Source organism: Lentzea sp. NPDC005914 (assembly GCF_040629405.1).
Taxonomy (GTDB): Bacteria; Actinomycetota; Actinomycetes; order Mycobacteriales; family Pseudonocardiaceae; genus Lentzea.
On the sequence record NZ_JBEXVQ010000009.1, the window covers coordinates 35276 to 52754 of the forward strand.

At 69.1% G+C, this 17479-nt stretch carries 10 protein-coding genes and 2 tRNA genes; 1 reads left to right on the top strand and 11 read right to left on the bottom strand.

Going from position 1 to position 17479, the window contains the following annotated elements; all coding sequences use genetic code 11:
• Positions 1-26: 26 nt before the first annotated feature.
• The 7 genes from ABZ345_RS14850 to ABZ345_RS14880 all read right to left on the bottom strand — a co-directional run bounded on the left by ABZ345_RS14850 (position 27) and on the right by ABZ345_RS14880 (position 5739).
• Positions 27-99 (bottom strand) — tRNA-Arg (locus ABZ345_RS14850).
• Positions 100-140: 41 nt separating this feature from the next.
• A tRNA-Ser gene (locus tag ABZ345_RS14855) sits at positions 141-230 on the bottom strand.
• A gap of 155 nt (positions 231-385) precedes the next feature.
• Positions 386-2329, bottom strand: a complete 1944-nt coding sequence (locus ABZ345_RS14860) for an acetoacetate--CoA ligase (protein ID WP_359847630.1) — start codon at positions 2327-2329, stop codon at positions 386-388.
• 75 nt (positions 2330-2404) lie between these two features.
• Positions 2405-3160: an ESX secretion-associated protein EspG gene (locus tag ABZ345_RS14865; protein WP_359847633.1), complete on the bottom strand. Its 756-nt coding sequence runs from the start codon at positions 3158-3160 to the stop codon at positions 2405-2407.
• Positions 3157-4446, bottom strand: a complete 1290-nt coding sequence (locus ABZ345_RS14870) for a PPE domain-containing protein (protein WP_359847636.1) — start codon at positions 4444-4446, stop codon at positions 3157-3159. Before ABZ345_RS14870 ends, ABZ345_RS14865 begins: the two co-directional genes overlap by 4 nt.
• On the bottom strand, positions 4443-4961 hold the full coding sequence (locus tag ABZ345_RS14875) for a hypothetical protein (protein WP_359847639.1): 519 nt from the start codon (positions 4959-4961) through the stop codon (positions 4443-4445). The genes ABZ345_RS14870 and ABZ345_RS14875 overlap by 4 nt, the downstream gene beginning before the upstream one ends.
• A gap of 136 nt (positions 4962-5097) precedes the next feature.
• On the bottom strand, positions 5098-5739 hold the full coding sequence (locus ABZ345_RS14880) for a dienelactone hydrolase family protein (RefSeq protein ID WP_359847642.1): 642 nt from the start codon (positions 5737-5739) through the stop codon (positions 5098-5100).
• A 75-nt stretch (positions 5740-5814) separates the two neighbouring features.
• Here ABZ345_RS14880 and hisC point away from each other — a divergent pair, with 75 nt between their 5' ends.
• Positions 5815-6882 carry a histidinol-phosphate transaminase gene (hisC, locus tag ABZ345_RS14885; protein ID WP_359847645.1) on the top strand — a complete coding sequence of 356 codons (1068 nt, stop codon included), beginning with the start codon at positions 5815-5817 and terminating at the stop codon, positions 6880-6882.
• A gap of 4 nt (positions 6883-6886) precedes the next feature.
• On the opposite strand, the gene ABZ345_RS14890 is transcribed toward hisC, so the two are convergent.
• The 4 genes from ABZ345_RS14890 to ABZ345_RS14905 all read right to left on the bottom strand — a co-directional run bounded on the left by ABZ345_RS14890 (position 6887) and on the right by ABZ345_RS14905 (position 17473).
• Entirely contained in the window at positions 6887-7636 is a 750-nt protein-coding gene (locus ABZ345_RS14890; RefSeq protein WP_359847647.1) for a sulfite exporter TauE/SafE family protein, read from the bottom strand.
• Positions 7637-7754: 118 nt separating this feature from the next.
• Positions 7755-10889 (bottom strand): SdrD B-like domain-containing protein, encoded by a 3135-nt coding sequence (locus ABZ345_RS14895; RefSeq protein ID WP_359847650.1) that lies wholly within the window; start codon positions 10887-10889, stop codon positions 7755-7757.
• A gap of 64 nt (positions 10890-10953) precedes the next feature.
• Positions 10954-14040, bottom strand: coding sequence for a hypothetical protein (locus tag ABZ345_RS14900; protein WP_359847653.1), 3087 nt, complete (start codon positions 14038-14040; stop codon positions 10954-10956).
• A gap of 265 nt (positions 14041-14305) precedes the next feature.
• Positions 14306-17473 carry a carboxypeptidase-like regulatory domain-containing protein gene (locus tag ABZ345_RS14905; protein ID WP_359847655.1) on the bottom strand — a complete coding sequence of 1056 codons (3168 nt, stop codon included), beginning with the start codon at positions 17471-17473 and terminating at the stop codon, positions 14306-14308.
• Between the last annotated feature and the right edge of the window lie 6 nt (positions 17474-17479).

Here is a 17479-nt window from a genome sequence, read left to right on the forward strand (position 1 = left end):
ACTTCTCCACAGGGGCTCTGAGCTTGCGCGCTCGACAGGATTCGAACCTGTAACCTTCTGATCCGTAGTCAGATGCTCTATCCGTTGAGCTACGAGCGCAGGTATTCAATTATAACCGATCCCCTAGAGGCTCGGCCTTGCGGAGGCTCCGGGATTTGAACCCGGGATGGGGGGTTACCCCAAACCGCATTAGCAGTGCGGCGCCATAGACCAGACTAGGCGAAGCCTCCCGGGACCATCCTTGGCCACGACGCATAGGTTACACAGGTCCTCAGCCGAGTTGCAAAACGCCCCCCTCGAACCGTGGAACGCGCTGGTCAGGGCACGTTCGGAAGGGTCGGGAGGGGCGTTAAACGCCTGTTCACCAGAGCGGGAGTGACCTAGATCATCCCGAGGCGAGTTCCAGGAACGGTTGGAGGGACTCGGGATTGCGCAGTGCGCCGCGGCTGACGGCTAGATCCGGGTCGGCGCCGGCGAGGATCTTCTTCACCGGGACCTCGCACTTCTTGCCGTTCAGGGTCCTGGGGATCTCGGCCACGGCCACGAAGCGGTTCGGGACGTGGCGTGGGGACAGGGATGAGCGCAATTCCTGGCGCAGCAACGGTTCCACGTCGGCCAAAGTCACGCCGTCGAGCACGACGAAGCAGAGCAGTTCGCCCTCGGAGACACCTGAGGTGTCGATGACGAGCGAGTCGACCACGCCCGGAATGGACTCGACGACCCGGTAGAACTCCGAGGTGCCCATGCGGACGCCGCCTCGGTTCAGGGTCGAGTCGGAGCGGCCGTAGATCACCGCCGAGCCTCGTGGGGTGATGCGGATCCAGTCGCCGTGGCGCCAGATTCCCGGGTAGGTGTCGAAGTAGGCGTCGCGCAGACGGGAGCCGTCGGCGTCGCCCCAGAAGAAGACCGGCATGGACGGCATCGGCGCCGTGATCACGAGTTCGCCGACGGCATCGTCCAGCGCCACACCGGCCTCGTCGTAGGCGTAGATGGCTGCACCGAGGGCGCGGCAGGAGAGTTCGCCCAGCCAGACCGGGCGGTCGGGCGAGGCGGCCACGAAGGCCGTGCAGAGGTCGGTGCCGCCCGAGACCGAGGCGATCTGGACGTCCTTGCCCACGGCGGAGGCGATCCAGCGGAAGCCTTCGGGCGTCAGAGGTGCGCCGGTCGAGCCGACCACGCGCAGGCCCGTCAGGTCGTAGCGGGTGGACGGCTCGAGGCCCTCTTTCAGGCAGGACTGGACGTACGGGGCCGAGGTGCCGAAGTAGGTGACGCGGTGCTGTTCGGCCAGGTGCCACAACGTGTTCAGCGAAGGGAACGCCGGGCTGCCGTCGTACAGGACGATCGTGGTGCCCACCAGCAACCCGCCGACCAGGTAGTTCCACATCATCCAGCCGGTGGTGGTGAACCAGAAGAAGCGGTCGCCGGGGCCGAGGTCGCTGTGCAGGGCCAGCATCTTCAGGTGCTCGACCACGATGCCGCCGTGGCCCTGGACGATGCCCTTGGGCAGGCCCGTCGTGCCGGACGAGTAGAGCACCCAGAGCGGATGGTCGAACGGCACCGGCGTGAACTCCAAAGCCGCGCCGTCGAACGAAGCCACCAGTTCGGAGAACGAGTGCGTGTCCGGCAGCGAGGCGCCGTTGTCCAGGTAGTCGATCAGGACGGTCGCGCGCAGCGACGGGATTTGCGAGCGGATCTCCTCGACCACCGGGCGGCAGTCGAAGGACCGTCCGTTGTAGACGTAACCGGCGACGGCGACGAACACCGTCGGGGAGATCTGGGTGAAGCGGTCGGCCACCGCTCGGGCACCGAAGTCCGGGGAGCAGGACGACCACGTGGCGCCCAGCGAGGCGGCCGCCAGGAAGGCGATGAGGGCTTCGGGGGCGTTCGGGACGAGTGCCACCACCCGGTCTCCCTCGGAGACGCCCAGGGAGGCCAGCGCGGCCCGGAAAGCTGCCACTCGCGAGCGCAGGGTGCCGAACGTCAGCGACGAGGTGAGGCCGTCCTCGCGGTGGAAGATCACGGCGAGGTCGTCGTCGGCTCCACGGCGCAGGGCGTGCTCGGCGTAGTTCAGGGTCGAACCCGGGAACCACTGGGCGCCCGGCATGTCCGAGGACCCCAGCACCCGCGTGGGAGGCGTGTGGAACTGGACGTCGAAGTACGAAGCTATGGCGCCCCAGAACCCCTCGAGGTCGGAGACGGACCACTCCCACAGCGACTCGTAGTCGGCAAACGAGTGGCCACGGTCAGCGAGCCACGACCGGAAGGCGGTCATCCCGTTGTCCCTCGTGGGGTCGGGGCGCCACAGCAGTTCGACGTCGGTGTCGGTCATGCCCCATGTCTAGTTGAGGCAGAACCGCACGTCCATGTGTGATTGGTGGACAGGACGTCCACCATCGGTGTGGAACTATCCCGCCGCGAGCAGCTCGTCGACGGCGCTGGTCAGCCGCGACGCGTCGGCCGGGGCCAGCACGAGCCAGCCGTCCTGCCTGCGCAGGAGGTAGCGGCCCTCGCGGGTGTCCAGCCAGGACACCGAACGGCCGGTCGGGCGGGGCACGCCGTCGCGGTTGCGGGCGGTGAGGCCCAGCTCGCCGCCGCCGATCCGGGACGTCACGATGCGCATCAGCGTGTGGGCCTCGGGCTCGCGGATGCCCGCGTCGCGCAGGACGTCCAGGAACGCCTGCTTGCCCTCCTGCTCGCCTGCTTTGCCCGCGCGCACGTAGTCGTCCCAGCGCACGTTCACGGAACGGCCGGTGCCGGGCGAGAGGCCTGGCAACGATGACACCGTGGCCGAAGCCAGCGCGTTGGGGCGGAACGGGTACAGGTGCACCTCGTTGTTCACGCGTGCGGCGAACGCACCGCTCCAGCCCGCGCAGGCGATGCCGCGGGCCAGTTCGGTTCCCTTGAAATAAGCGATTTCCAGAGCACGGTCGAACTCGCCGAGACCGCTCACCAGCGCCCGCAGGTCCGGGTCCGGGCGGTGCACGGTGCCCAGCCCGCGGGCGTAGAGCGCCTGCGAGCTCTCTTCGACGAGACGCTGCCGCGCCGCTCGGGTGGCGCCCACGTGGGGCGTCCCGAGCGGCACGACGCGGTCCTCGCCGTGCACGGCCTGCCACAGCAGGAAGAACTCCTGCGAGCTCACCGTGAACTGGCGTTCACTCACTGACCGATCACCGGCGGGGCCGCCTTGCGGTCCAGGCCGAAGACGTTGTCGTCCTCTTCCAGGTAGCTCGCGCTCTTGTGCTCGCGCTCGTCGTCACGGCCCTGGCCCGCCGCGGGAGCACCGGCCATCGGCGCGCCACCCATCGCGAGCGGGTTCTGGAACGCCCTGGTCTGGTTGCCGGGCGTGGACGCCGCGGCCGCGGCGGCAGCACCCGCGCCGGCACGCTCGTTCACGCCGGCCATGCCACCCGATGCGGCAGCGCCACCGGCACCGCCTCCACCACCGGCTGCGCCCTGGTTACCGGAGTTCTGCCCGAAACGGCCGGGCATCATGCCGCCGGTGAAACCACCGCCGCCTCCGCCACCACCACCGGTGCGGACACCGGCTCCACCGCCGTAGCTGCGCGACGAAGACGTGTTGGTGTTGCTGTGGTTGACGCCACTGGCCGTGGTCGTGACCGGGCCACCGGCGCCACCGGCCGACGTGTTGTCCGTCGGGGTGCGGCCGCTGAGGTCGCCGCCGCCGAGCGTCGGGGTGTTCGGGTTGACCGGGTTCACCGGAGGCGTGAACTGCGCGGGCACCGTCTGGTCGACCGCCGCCGAGTTGCGCTGGAACGCCGCCATCACGTCCGCCGCGAGACGGTGCGAGGCGTCGTTGGCCGCAAGGGTCTCGACCGGGCTGGCACCGACGGTCTCGAAGCCGCTGAACTCGCCGGGCAGCGTCCGCACCAGGCGCGGGTCGCGCTTCAGGCTCTCGACCCCGCCGAAAGCGGCAACCCCGTCGATCGTCGACAGCCTGTCCGCGGCGCGCAGCACCGGCCGCGGTGCGACCGGGTCCACCGGCACCGGCGGGACCGGCTCCTTGGGAGGCGGCGGCATCGCGGCACGGGCGGCCTCGACGTTGGTGGTCTCCGTCGTGATCGCCGCCGACACCTTGTGCGCGTAGTTCGACGTGTCGTCGACCCAGTTGGTGACCTCGGTCAGACCGTCACGGGCCAGGCGCGCCGACTCGCTGTTCCAGCCGACGGACGAGTCCTCGACGGCCTTGAGCAGGTTCGCCCGCACGCCCGCGATGTCCTCGCCGATCTTCTGCCAGTTCGTCGCGGCGGCCTGGGCACCGGCGAGGTTCACGCCGTTGTGCACCATGTTGTAGAGGGCCTCGTGCGAGTACGTCATCCAGTCGATCGGGTCGTGGATGCGCTCGCGGCCGTAGTTGTCGTCGTGGTGGTCGGACGACTTGTCGTCCTTGCCACCGTTGCCCTTGTTGTCGTGCGAACCCTGACTCACCAGGACCCCCCGGTGCTCTTGAAGCTCTTCTCGGCATCGTCCTCGGCGCCGCGGATCGTGTCGCGGTTCTTGCTCAGCGCGTTGCTGATGTCGTCGAGGACCTTGAAGAGGTCGAGCAACGCCTTCGCGGCGCCCGACTCCTCACCGACGGCGAGATCGGAGAACCGCGCGCTGATCGCCTTGGCGACCGGGTTCTCGCCCAGCTGCAACGGTGTCGCCAGCTGGTCACTCGTGCGCTTCCAGAGGTCCATCACCTGGTCGCGCGCGGTGTCGACCGCCTTGATCAACGCGTCGGCGGCGTCGACGTCGAGCGTCAGCTTGCCGCTGTCCGCCGCCTGGTCGAGCTTGGCCGCGGCGTGGCTCGCCTCCGCCTTGTCCACCAGCATCTGCTGCTGGAGAACAGGTTTCACCGCCGCCAGCTGCTCCGCCGTGATCGGCGTCGTGGTAGCCGTCGATACCGCCGGTGTCACCGCCGGTGTGCCGGTCCCAGTGCCTGTCCCAGTGCCTTCAGCCATCCCTACACAACCCCCTGCAATGCCTTCTCGTCACCGCAGCACTGAGCGTTACTCACAGCTACACCCAGTCAGCCGTCCGAAGCATCCCTTAGATGTACCTGGAGGACGGTTCGGTTCCAATCCGCCGTAAAGACTCTTACCTCATGTGTGCGTCGAACCAGTTCAACGCACGAGCCCACGCTTCGTCACTGGAAACGTCGAAACGCACCACATCAGACGCAGTTTCCGAGCTGATCACAGCATCCCGAAGCTTGCTCACTTCTTCCGAGTCGTCGTCTCGGTAGATGCCGAGCCACGGGCACGTCAGGTCGCTCGCGACGTCCACCAGCGCGGGCAACCCGTCCGACAGCGGCTCGAGGATCCCGGGCCCCGCGACGGTGACGGCTGCCCCGATCGTGCGACTCGCGGCGACCACCATCGCGACCGTACCGCCGATGTCGAACCCCACAACGCCCATGCGGTCCGCGCTCACGCCCTGCTGACCCAGCCAGACGAACGCGACGTCGGTGTCCTCCAGCAGGCGGTCTCCCGACAGCTTGCTGACCTGGTCCTTGATGTCGTCGCCGTGCACGCGGTCCGCGTCGTAGAGGTGCGGCGCGATGGCGAGCCAGCCCTCCGCGGCCAGGCTGCTGACGAGCGAACGGACCTTCGCGGTGATGCCGCGAGCCTCGTGCAGCACCACTAGCCCGCCCCGTACTGCGGAGTCGGGTTCGGCGATCGTCACCCGCAGCTCACGGCCGTCGGTGAGGGAAAGCGTCTCGATGCGGGTACTGGTCATGTTCTTACCCTTCCACGCCGGGGTGAACTCCAGTCAACGTGACCAATCGGACGGAGCAATGCGAGGATCGTGCGCATGACCGTGCGAACCCGTGCTGACCTGGCGTCCCTGCCGTCCTACGTGCCCGGCAGGACCATCCCGGGCGCCATCAAGCTCGCGAGCAACGAGGTGTCCGCCGGACCGCTCCCGAGCGTCGTCAAAGCCATCGCCGAGGCGGCGACCGGTATCAACAGGTACCCCGACACGGGCTGCACCGAACTCACCGGCCGTCTCTCCGACAAGCTCGGCGTCCCCGCGGACCACCTGGCGATCGGCTGCGGCTCGGTGACCCTGTGCCAGCAGCTCGTCCAGGCGACCTGCACCGAGAACGACGAGGTGCTGTTCGCGTGGAGGTCGTTCGAGGCCTACCCGATCGTCGTCCACGTGGCGGGCGCGAAGCAGGTCCGCGTGCCGCTCTCGGCCGAGCACGTGCACGACCTGGACGCGATGGCCGCCGCGATCACACCGCAGACGCGCATGGTGTTCGTCTGCAACCCGAACAACCCGACCGGCACCGCGCTGCGCACCGAGGAGATCGAGGCGTTCATCGCCCGCGTGCCGTCCGACGTGCTCGTGGTGATCGACGAGGCCTACAAGGAGTTCGTGGACGACGCGCACATCCCGGACGGCGTCGAGCTCGCGAAGCAGCAGTGGGCCGCTGGTCGCGACAACGTGGCGGTGCTGCGGACGTTCTCCAAGGCGTACGGCCTCGCGGGCCTGCGGATCGGCTACGCGGTCGCCCAGCCCGCCGTGGCCGAGGCGCTGCGCAAGGTCTACGTGCCGTTCTCCGTGAACGCGCTCGCGCAGGTGGCCGCGATGGCCTCGCTGGACGCCGAGGACGAGCTGATGATCCGCTGCCGCGCGATCGTCGCCGAACGCACCCGCGTGCGCGGCGAGTTGCTCGCGATGGGCTACGAGGTGCCGCCGAGCCAGGCGAACTTCGTGTGGCTGCCGCTGGGTGAGCGCACGGCCGCGTTCAACGAGCACTGCCTGGCGCACAAGGTCGTGGTGCGCGCGTTCGTGGGTGACGGCACCCGCGTGACGATCGGTGAGCCGGAGGAGAACGACGCGTTCCTGGCCGCCGCTCGGGCGTTCGCCGTGTGAGCTTCTACTTGGTCAGCAGCTGAACGATCGCCGCGACTCCCACCACCACGATGACGCCGCGCAACACGGCGGGTGGGAGTTTGCGGCCGATCTTGGCCCCGATCTGACCGCCGACGACGGACCCGACGGCCAGCAGCAGCACTGCCGTCCACGCCACGTCGGCGATGAAGATGAACAGGACGCCCGCGACCAGGTTCACGAACGCGGTCAGCAGGTTCTTCAGCGCGTTCATCCGCTGCAGGTGCTCGTTGACGAGCACGCCCATGATCCCCATGACCAGCACGCCCTGCGCGGCCCCGAAGTAGCCGCCGTAGATGCCCGCCGCGAACACGCCGATCCACAGCAGCACGCCGCCGTCACCGTTGCTGCGCCTGTGCGAGAGCTTGCGGTTGAGCCACGGCTGGATCACCACGAGGACCAGCGCGATCACGATCAGCACCGGCACGATCGCCTTGAACGCGCCTTCCGGCAGCGTCACCAGCAGGATCGCGCCGACGATGCCGCCGAGGATCGACGCGGGCAGCAGCTTCGCGATGCGCGACTTCTGCCCCTTGAGCTCCTCGCGGTACCCCCACGCGCCGGACAGCGAACCGGGCACGAGGCCGAGGCTGTTGGACACGTTGGCGACCACGGGCGGGTACCCGACGGCGAGCAGCACGGGGAACGTCACGAGCGTGCCGCTGCCGACGACGGTGTTGATGCCGCCTGCGAACACACCCGCGATGACCACGGCGATTGCTTCCCAGACCGTCATGTCACCCCCAGGTACCCAATGGTTAGCGACGCTAACACTCCACTCGGGACAGCGAAGTGTGGCGCTGATGACAACAGGGCCCGCACTCGGCGTGAGTGCGGGCCCTGTTGGTGGGAAGTTATGCCGTGCGACGGCGGCCGATCACCGACGCGCCGAACCCGAAGGCCACGAGCAGCGCGCCGACCAGGCCGAGACCGAGCACGCTGGCACCGGTCTTGGCGAGCGCGTCACCGGTCTTGGCGCCCGCCGCGGGCGGCGGGGTGTTGCCACCGCCACCACCGGTCGCGGGCCGCGTGTCGGGCACGACGATGAAGTCGTTGCCCCACTCGCTGCCGGCGAAGACCCGGACGTGACCGCCGTACTCGCCCTCGAACCTCCACGGCCCGTCGACCTGCGCCCACCAGTCACCGGCGGGAACGCGGTCGAAACGCACGTTGCCCTCAGCGTCCGAGGCCGTCTCGGCGACGTCGGCGTTCTGCTCGCGGTCGCGCAGCACGATCCGGGTGTTGCCGATGGCCTCGCCCGCGTCGATCATCCAGTTGCCGTTGCGGTCGTAGTAGAGCTTGCCGACCAGCGCACCGAACCCTCCGGGAACACGAGCGCTGTCGGATGCCTCGGCGGCGTCGGTGTTCCAGCCGGCATGCGGCGCGAAGCCGCAGGACGCGACAACCGTGCCGTAGGTGAACGCGGCCTGCGGCACCTTCTCAGTGGCGATGAACGTCCTGGTCTCGCCGGCACCGACCGTCACACCCTTGCCGGGCGGGATCAGCTCGCCCCAGCCGGTGGCGGGGCCGTTCGGCGAGCCGCCGAGCTGGTTGCCGTCGCCGATCCGGTTGCACCAGGCCTGGATGTTGGCGAGCGGCCGATCACCCGAGTTCGTCAGCGTGATCGTGATCTTGGCCTCCTCGCCGACCTGGTAGGTCTCCTTGTCGAGCGTCAGCGTCGCGCTGAGCGACTCGGTGTACGGACGCTCCCCGCGTGCGGTCAGCGAGACCGGAGCACCCGGCTGCACGCGGATCTTCGAGTCGCCGCCGTCCGAGTGGACCACCCAGCCGTCCGCGAAGGTGTAGCCGACGTAGTAGTCACCCGACGGCAGGTCCTTGAACGAGTAACGGCCGTCCGCGTCCGTGGTGGTCTTGAAGTAGCCGTACGGCACGCCGCCGTTGGCCTCGACCACGACACCCGCGGCGGCCTCGCCCGCGTCCTGCTGTCCGTTGCGGTTCTTGTCCGCGTAGGCGAGACCGGAGATCTCACCCTTGGTCTGCACGACGGTGACCTCGCCGGAGAGCCCGCACTGGCACGGGTTCGGCCGGCCGTCCCAGTCGATGATGGTCGACGGCCGCACCTTGCCGTTCATGATGTTGCGGATCGGACCGGAGACCTGGAACGAGCGCGACTCCCCTGAGGCCAGCTCGATGCCGGCACCACGCCAGCCGAATTCGCCCCACTGCTCTTCAGGGGTCTCCACGTCGTACAGCGACCACATCAGCTTGGCGTGGTGTGCTGCCTGACCACCGATGTTGGTGACGGTCGCCGTCATGCGCACCGTCTCGTGCGACTCGTAGCTCGACTTCTCGGCCGTCAGCGAGCCGCGCAGTTCGGCGGCGGACGTTCCCGGCTCCATGAAGTAGACGGCGCCGCCACCGGTGTCGGACTCCGGGACGTACACCGGCATGCCGCCCTGGGCACCCCGCAGCTTCCAGCCGGCACCGAACACACCCCAGTACTGCCCGGCCGGAATCCCGGTGAACACGATCTTGCCGTCCGGTCCGCTCACGAAGTCGGCGGCCTTGGCACCGGTGGTCTGGTTCAGCACGGCCACCTTGAGACCGGCGATCTCCTCACCGGCGTCGTCCCAGTTGTTGCCGTTCTTGTCGTGGACGAACTTGACCGTGAACTTGCCGGTCGAGGACTTCACCGTCGCGGAATCGCCGATCTGCGGGCCGTCGGCGTTGTAGCCGACGTTGGGCGCGAAGTCGCAGTAGAGCTGCACGGTGCCACTGGTCAGCGCCGCTTGAGGGATGTCCTCGACGATCTCGAACGACCTGCTCTCGCCCGGCGCGAGCGTGACGCCCTGGGCGAAGTCGGCCCAGCCGGAGCCGCTGCCGAGGTGGTTGGCGTCGCCGACCCGGTTGCACCCGGCCTGGATGCCGCTGACCGGGTAGGCGCTGATGTTCTTGAGCGTCAGGGAGATCTTCGCCTTGGCCGGGTAGGTGTAGCTCTCGCGGTCGAGCGACCCCGAGGCCGTCAGCACCTCGGAGAACGGGCGCTCGGCACGTGCCTTCAGGTCGGTCGTCTGGTCAGGGGCGACCGTGAAGGTCTCCTGGCCGGCCTCGGCGTGCACGAGCCAGCCGTCGGGCAGCTCGTAGTAGGGGTAGTACTTACCGGTCGGAACGTTGGCGAGGCTGAAGAAGCCGTTCGCGTCGGTGACCGTGCGGTACTCGGCGGCCGGGCTGCCTCCGTAGACGGCGACCTTGCCGCCGGCGACCTGCTCACCGGCGTCCACCTGGCCGTTGCGGTTGGCGTCGGCGAAGACGACCCCGCTCACGCTGCCGAACGTCTTGGTCACGTTGGCGTACGCGGAGAAGAAGTTGTCGGACGTGTTGGCGTCGCCCGCACCGGACTCGACCGTGCCGCGCACGAGCACCCGGCCGTCCGCCTCCAGCTGCTGGATCGTGCCCGCCACGGTGATCGTGCGAGTCTCACCGGGCGCGAGGCGGCCGCCTCCGGTGCGCCAGGAGAAGTCGCCCCACTGGTCGTCGTCGACCGCGATGCCCCAGGCGCTGCCCCGCACTCGTTCCGCGGCGACCGAGCTCTGGTTGGTGATGGTCAGGGTGGCGCGCACCGGCTCGTGCGACTGGTAGCCGGACTTGTCCAGCGTCGCGGTCACCTTGAGGTCCGGCAGTGCGGGATTGCCGGGTGGAGGCGTGCTGCTCGACGTCGTCACGGGTGGCTGGGTCGCCGACGAGCTGCTCGGCGGCGTGCCCGGCTGTGACGGCGAAGTCGACGTGGGCGGTGCCGGGTCCGTGGTCGACGGCGGAGCTGGATCCTCCGAAGTGGACGGTGGCGTGCTCGGCTCGGTCGGCGGTGTGGAACTCGGCGGTGCGGAGCTCGGCGTCGGCTCGGCGCTCGAGCTCGGCGTCTCCGGCTCCTGCGCGAGCGCACCGGTGGTGGCCGCGCCGAGCGTCAGGACGACAGCGGTGGTCAGGGCCCCGATGCTGAGCAGGGCACGTCTGACCGATCTCTCGGACAATGGATCCCCCAGGTCTGGTGGAACGGCCGGCACTCGAGGTGAGTGCCGGCCGGGAACTCGTTCGTCATGCGTTCTTGCGGCGGCCGATCACGCTGGCACCGAGCCCGAAGGCGACGAGCAGCGCACCCAGCACGCCCAGACCGAGCACGCTGGCACCGGTCTTGGCGAGCACCTCGGCGCTACCGCCCGCGGAGGCCTTGACGGGCGGGACGTTCGTGCCCGGCGTCTGGTCCTCCGGCAGCGGGTCGCCCGGATCGGTGACTTCGGGACCCGGCACGACCCAGAGCCTCTGCTCGGTCGTCTCGCCGCCGACCTTCACGTGGAAGTACGGGTTGATGCGGCGGTACTCGACCTGCCACGGACCGGGGACGAGCACGTCGTACCGGCCCACCGGCAGGGTGAAGAACTTGAACTTGCCCTGCTCGTCGGTGATGGTGCGGGCGACGACCTTCTTCGAGACGGTGTCCGTCAGCACGACGGTCGCCTTGGCCACCGGGAAGTCGTCCACGCCGCCGGCCGGGTCGTCCTTCAGCAGCACGCCGATGGCGTCGGCACGCTGACCGGGCACCCGCAGCTCGTCGTGCGCCAGCGGTGCACCGCTCTCGGACGTGTCGGGTCCGACGACGCAGCCGATCGTGGCGTAGCCGATGCGCGGTGCGTCCTCCGGCTGCTCGCCCCCGACGCGGAACGTCCTGGTCTGACCGTTCGCCACGGGCACACCCGCGCCGTCCGAGGACAGCGGACCCCATGCGCCGTCCCAGTTGTAGATCTCGCCCGGCTCACCGGCGCCACTGCAGAACGCCTTCACCGCGGGCAGGTCCGCGCCCGTGTTGTTGGTGATCGTGAGGTCGGCCTCGTAGCGCTCGCCCGGCGCGTACACGCGCTTGGTGAACCTGATCGAGGCGGAGAGCTTGTCGGACAACGGCCGCACCGCGCCGACCTCGAGCACCGACTCGGCGTTCGCGCTGACGGTCAGCTCGGCGCGGTCGTGCCGGACCCAGCCGTCGTTGTAGTAGGCGAAGACGCTGAACACCCCGACCGGCAGATCGCGGAACCGCGCGCGGCCGGAAGAGTCGGTCTTGCCGTCCTTCCACATGCTCGAAGTGGTGCCACCGGACACCGACAGCTTGGTGTCGGCGAGCTCCTCGCCCGCGTCCATCCGGCCGTTGCCGTTGCGGTCGCCGTACAGCACGACCACCGCGTCACCCTTGAGGAACGTGACGGCAGTAGTCGCCGTCGACGAGTCGTTCGCCGCGTTCTTGTCCTCGTAGGAACTGGTCTTGAGCTTCAGCGTGACCTTGTTGCCGTCACGCAGGAAGAACGGCGCACGGCCGACCAGGGTCAGCTCGCGGCTCTCGCCCGGCCACAACCGCACGGACTTCATGTCGGCGAACTCGCCGAACTGCGACCTGTCGAACTCGAACTCGCTGGTGCCGCTCATCCACTCGGTGGAGAGGCTCACGCCGGACTGGTAGCCCGTGCCTACGTTCTTCACCGTGACGTGCACGCGCATCGGCTCGGCGATGTCGTAGGAGTCCTTGTCGAACTTCGCCGTGACGGTGAAGTCCGGCTGGTGCTTGGCCGGCGCCGGTACGTCGACGTCGCTCGGCACGACCTGGAGGTCCGCCCTGGCCGTCGTGTCCGCGGCGATGTCCGCGGTGAACTCCTCGCCGTCCTTGGGCGCCCACTTGCCGGCGACCACGAAGACGACCTTGCCGACCGGCACGTCCCAGATGGACAGGGTGCCGTCGTCCCAGGTGCTCGCGTCCTTCAGCGGGCGCCGCGTGACGGCGTCCAGCACGCTCACCGGCGTGTTGCGGACCGGCTCACCGGTCGTGGAGTTCACGACCTTGCCCGAAACGCGGCCGAAGACGCCGTGCACCCGAGCGGACACGAAGGCCGCGCGCGTGTAGCCGGTCTCGTTGGCACCCGCGTTGCCGAACGCGCAGTCCGCGTAGAACGTGGTGTAGCTCAGGTTCTTCGGCACGCTGTCGGCGATGCGGAGCTTCGTCTGGCCACCCGCCGGCACCGTGACGCCGGCACCGTCCGGGGCCAGCGCACCCCAGCGGGCGCTGGTGAGGTACCCGTCGTAGTTGCGGCACACCGCGACCACACCGGTGAGCGGCTGGGTGCCGCTGTTGCTCAGCGTGATGTTCAGCCCGACCTCGTCGGAGGGCCCGTACGAGTCCTTGTCGAACGTCACCGACGCGCTCAGCGTGGAGCTGACCGGCGCCACGACCGGCACCATGATCTTGGTTTCCTGGCCGTCGCGCACCACGAAGTCCGCGAAGCCCGGCTGCACGACGTACTTGGAGTCGAAGCCGATGCTCCAGACCTTGTGCTGCCCGGCCGGCACGCTGTAGATCTTGAACGCGCCGCCTGCATCGGTGATGCCGGTGTTCGAACCGCTGGGCACTCCGCCCCGCGTGCTGATCCAGCTGCTCGCCAGGCCTTCGCCCTCGTCGAAGCCGCCGTTGCCGTTCTTGTCGAAGTACACGACGCCGGACACCGTGCCGCGGAGCTGCTGCACCTTGATGTCGGCGGTCGTGCCGTTGTCACCCGGCGTCGGGTCGGCGACGCCGTCCACGGTCGCGCGGAACACGAACGGAATCGACGGCGAGGACGTGCTGGTCGGCCGCAGAACCACGCGGAAGACCTTCTTCTGGCCGGGCGCGAGCGAAGGGCGCGAGCTCAGCTCGTCGGCACCGGCGGCCAGCCAGGCCTGGACGCTCTCGTAGCCGAACCTGATGTTGACGGCCGGAGCGTCGCCCTTGTTGGTCACGGTCAGCGTGAGACCGAGGTCCTCGCCGGGCTGGAACTCGGCCTTGTCCGGGGTCACCTGCACGGAGAGGTCCGCGCGCTTCTCGCTCGTGTTCGCGGGAAGCGGCTGCGGGGTCTTCTCGTGCTCCGTCTTCACGTCCGGCTTCGCGTCCGGAGTGGACGGAGCCGGTTCCGTCGAGGACGGTGGTACCGGTTCGGTGGACGTCGGCGGCGCCGGCTGTTCCGAAGTGGACGGAGGTGTGCCGGTCTCACTCGTCGGTGCCGGAGTGGAAGTCGGCGTCGGCTCGGCGCTGGAGCTCGGCGTCTCCGGCTCCTGCGCGAGCGCACCGGTCGTGGCGCCGCCGAACGCGAGCACGGCAGCGGTGGTCAAGGCCCCGATTCTGAGCAGGGCACGGCTGACCGATTTCTCGGACAAAGGAATCCCCCAAAGACCCCAGTAGGTGTGGTCCGCTGACGTCGAACCCCCGCACGCGTCTACCGGACGAGGGCAAGCTACCGCAGCGAACCTGTTGCTGGAAAGCCGTTTCCAACATCAACTGTCCAGTGTGGACGGCAGGTGTGACGTTGGACGCAGCTGTAACGCGGTGGGGTGACACTCGTGGCGAGCACCGCCCCACCGGCGTCGGTGCGTGGTGCTACCTGACCGCGGGCCTGCGTCGCATCGCCGCCCCGGCCAGCACGAGCAGGCCGCCGAAGAGGACGAGCCCGAGGACGCTCACGCCCGTGTTCGCGAGCGCGCTGGTGTTCCTGATCGTCTTCAGCGTCTTCATCTTCTTCGCGGGCAGCAGGCCGGTGTGCTTACCACCCTTGCCCGGTCCGCCACCGGAGGTGACGACCTCCGGGTCGGCGACGACGGGGCCCGGATCGACCCAGAGCGGGTTCGGCTCGTTCCTGCCGCGGACGTTGATGAAACCCTCACCCTCCTGCCAGAGCTCGTCCTTGACCCGCCACGGGCCGACCACGACCGGCTTGTACGCGCCGACCGCCAGGTCCGGGAAGATCCACTTGCCGTCCGCATCGGCGGTGGTGCTCGCGACCGGCTGGTTGGTGTCCGGGTCGAGCAGCACCAGTTTCACGTTCGGCACCGGCTGCGGGTTCTCCCAGGCGCCGGTGACGACCATGCCGCGGAACGTCTGCGTCACGCCCGGCACCCTGGTCTCCGCACTGACCCAGGGGTTGCCGGAGTTGCCCTCCAGCCCGATCCCGCAGCTGATGCCGACGTAGCCGTAGTCCGGCGAGTCCGCCGGCATCGCGGAGCTGACACGGTGGGTGTACGTCGCACCGACCGCGACCTCCACGCCGGGGCCGTTCTTCTTCAGCACGCCCCACTCGTCGGTTTCGTTGCCCAGATGCGAGCCCCACGCACTGCCGCAGTCCGCCTTGATCTGGACCGGCTTGTCGGTGTTGTTCGTGATCGTCGCGGTGATGCCGACCCTGGCACCCGCCGGGTAGGACGGCTGGTCGAACTTCAGCGTCGCCTTCAGCTTGTCCGACAGCGGCCGGACCAGCCTGATCGACAGGGTGTCCTCGTCGCCGGGGTTGACCACCGCGTCCGGGCTGGGTCCGGAGTCCACCCAGCCGCCCTGGGACTCGATGCTGTCCCAGGCGCCGTAGCTGCCCGCGGGCAGTCCGGTGAACCGGACCTTGCCGGACGCGTCGGTCTTGCCGTTCACGTTGACGTAGGGCCGTCCGCCGCCGATCCGCATGTTCCGGTTCGCGAGCTCCTCGCCCGCGTCCGGCTGTCCGTTCAGGTTGCGGTCGCCGTAGAAGAAGACCGTCAGCGAGCCGGAGCCCCAGCCGACCGCCGCCCGGGCCTCGGCCTTGTTGTTGCCGGGGTTCGGATCAGCGGACTGCGTGCCGACCTCGGCGGCGTAGCGCAGCGTGCGGAGCTTCTCCGGGTCCGAGCCGCCGTCCCGCGCCTTGCCGGTCAGGATGATCTGCTTGCTCTCACCCGGCCACAGCTCGATCGGTGCTTCCACGAACTTGCGGATCTGCTGGTAGTCGAAGTACGGCTGTTCCTCGACGTAGGGGTTGCGCCAGTCACCCCGCGCGGGGTTCTTGCCGGTGCCGATGTTCTCGACCTTGAGCGTCATCCGCACCGGGTCGGAGATGTCGTAGGTCTCCTTGTCGAAGGTGACCGACACCTTGAGGTCGGGGGCGAAGAACGTCGGGTCCTTCACCTCGGGACCGTCCACGACCTCCAGGTCGACACTGACGTCCTGGTCGCCCACGGCGTTGACGAGCCGCTGAGCGCTGCCGTCGGCGAGTTTCCACCGGCCGACGACCTGCAGCGCGACCTTGCCCTGCGGCACGTTCGACATCGACCACCTGGCGGTCATGTCGTAGGTCTGGGCGTCACCCACGATCCGGTTCGCCGCGTTGAACGCGACGACCTTGACCTGCTGGTTGCTGACCGGCGTGCCGTTGCGCAGCACGCGGCCGGACACCGTGCCGATGGTGCCGGCGACCGCCGCACCAGCGGTGAGGCCGGGGTCGGAGTAACCGGGCGAGCCGTACTTGCCCTCGATGTTGCGGCCGTCGACGCTGAAGGCGCACGCGAAGTAGACCTTGCCGGTCGGGAAGTCGGCGTCGGGCACGGTGTCGGTGACGGTGACGGACTTGGTCTCGCCCACACCGATCGTGATGCCGCCGCGGTCCGGCCGCAGCTCACCCCAGCCGGGCCCGGTGCCGTCCAGCGTCGCCGGGTCGTTCTCCGGGTCGCACACCGCGACCAGGTTGGTGATCGGCTTCGTGCCGGTGTTCCTCAGGTTGACCGTCACCGAGATCGGGTCGCCCTTGAGGTACTTCGCCTTGTCGAACGAGTACCCGGACACCTGCAGCGTGCGGGCGAGCGTCGGCCCGAGCCGGAGCGCGACCTCGGTGCTCTCGCCGTTCTTCACGACGATGAACTGGCCGGGGCTCACCGCGATGCCGTCGGGGTTGTACGCGGCGGCCACGCGTGCCTGGTAGGTGCCGGCGGGCATGTCCCAGAACGAGAACTTGCCGTCGTAGACGTAGAACGTCGAGCCGGGGAAGTCGGGGCCGCCGGTCAGCTTCAGCTGCAGGTAGTTGGGCGCGTTCTCGCCGGGGTCGGCGACACCGTTGCCGTTCTTGTCCTCGTACACCACACCGGACAGGCGGCCCGTCTTCTTGACGAACTTCGCCTCGGCCCGCACCTGGTTGTCGTTCGGCGTCTTGTCGGTCGCGCCCTCGACGTAGGCCCGCAGGGTGAGCGCGATCCTGTCGCCGAGCTGCCCCTCGGTGGTGGCGCCGAGCTTGATCGTCTTCGACTCGCCGGGCGCCAGGCTCGGGCGGGAGACCAGCTCGTCGACGCCGGTGGTCAGGTAGATCGCGTAGAGGTCGCTGGCGAACCGGATCTGGTTCGCGGGCGCGTCACCGGCGTTGCGGACGTTGACCGTGAGGCTGATCGGGTCGCCCTGGGTGAACTCGGGGCGGTCGAACTTCACGGAGAGCTGGAGGTCCGGCGCGGCCTGCCTGGCCTCGACCTTCTGCTCCTGCGGCTTCGCGGGCTCGACCGTCGCGGCAGGTGGGGCGACGGGCGGGGCCGGGTCGGACGGCGGGGCGGGCTCGGTCGACGACGGTGCAGTGGGCTCGGTCGAGGCGGGAGGCGTGGGCTCCGGGGTCGAGGACGACGGCGGTGGCGTCACCGTTTCCGTCGGGGTCGGCGCGCTGCTCGTCGGGTCTTCCTGCGCGAGTGCGGTGGACGCTCCGCCGAGCGCCAGCACCGCCGCGGTGGCTAGAGCCGTGAATCTGAGCAGGCCTCTGGCCGATCTCTCTGACATCTGGTT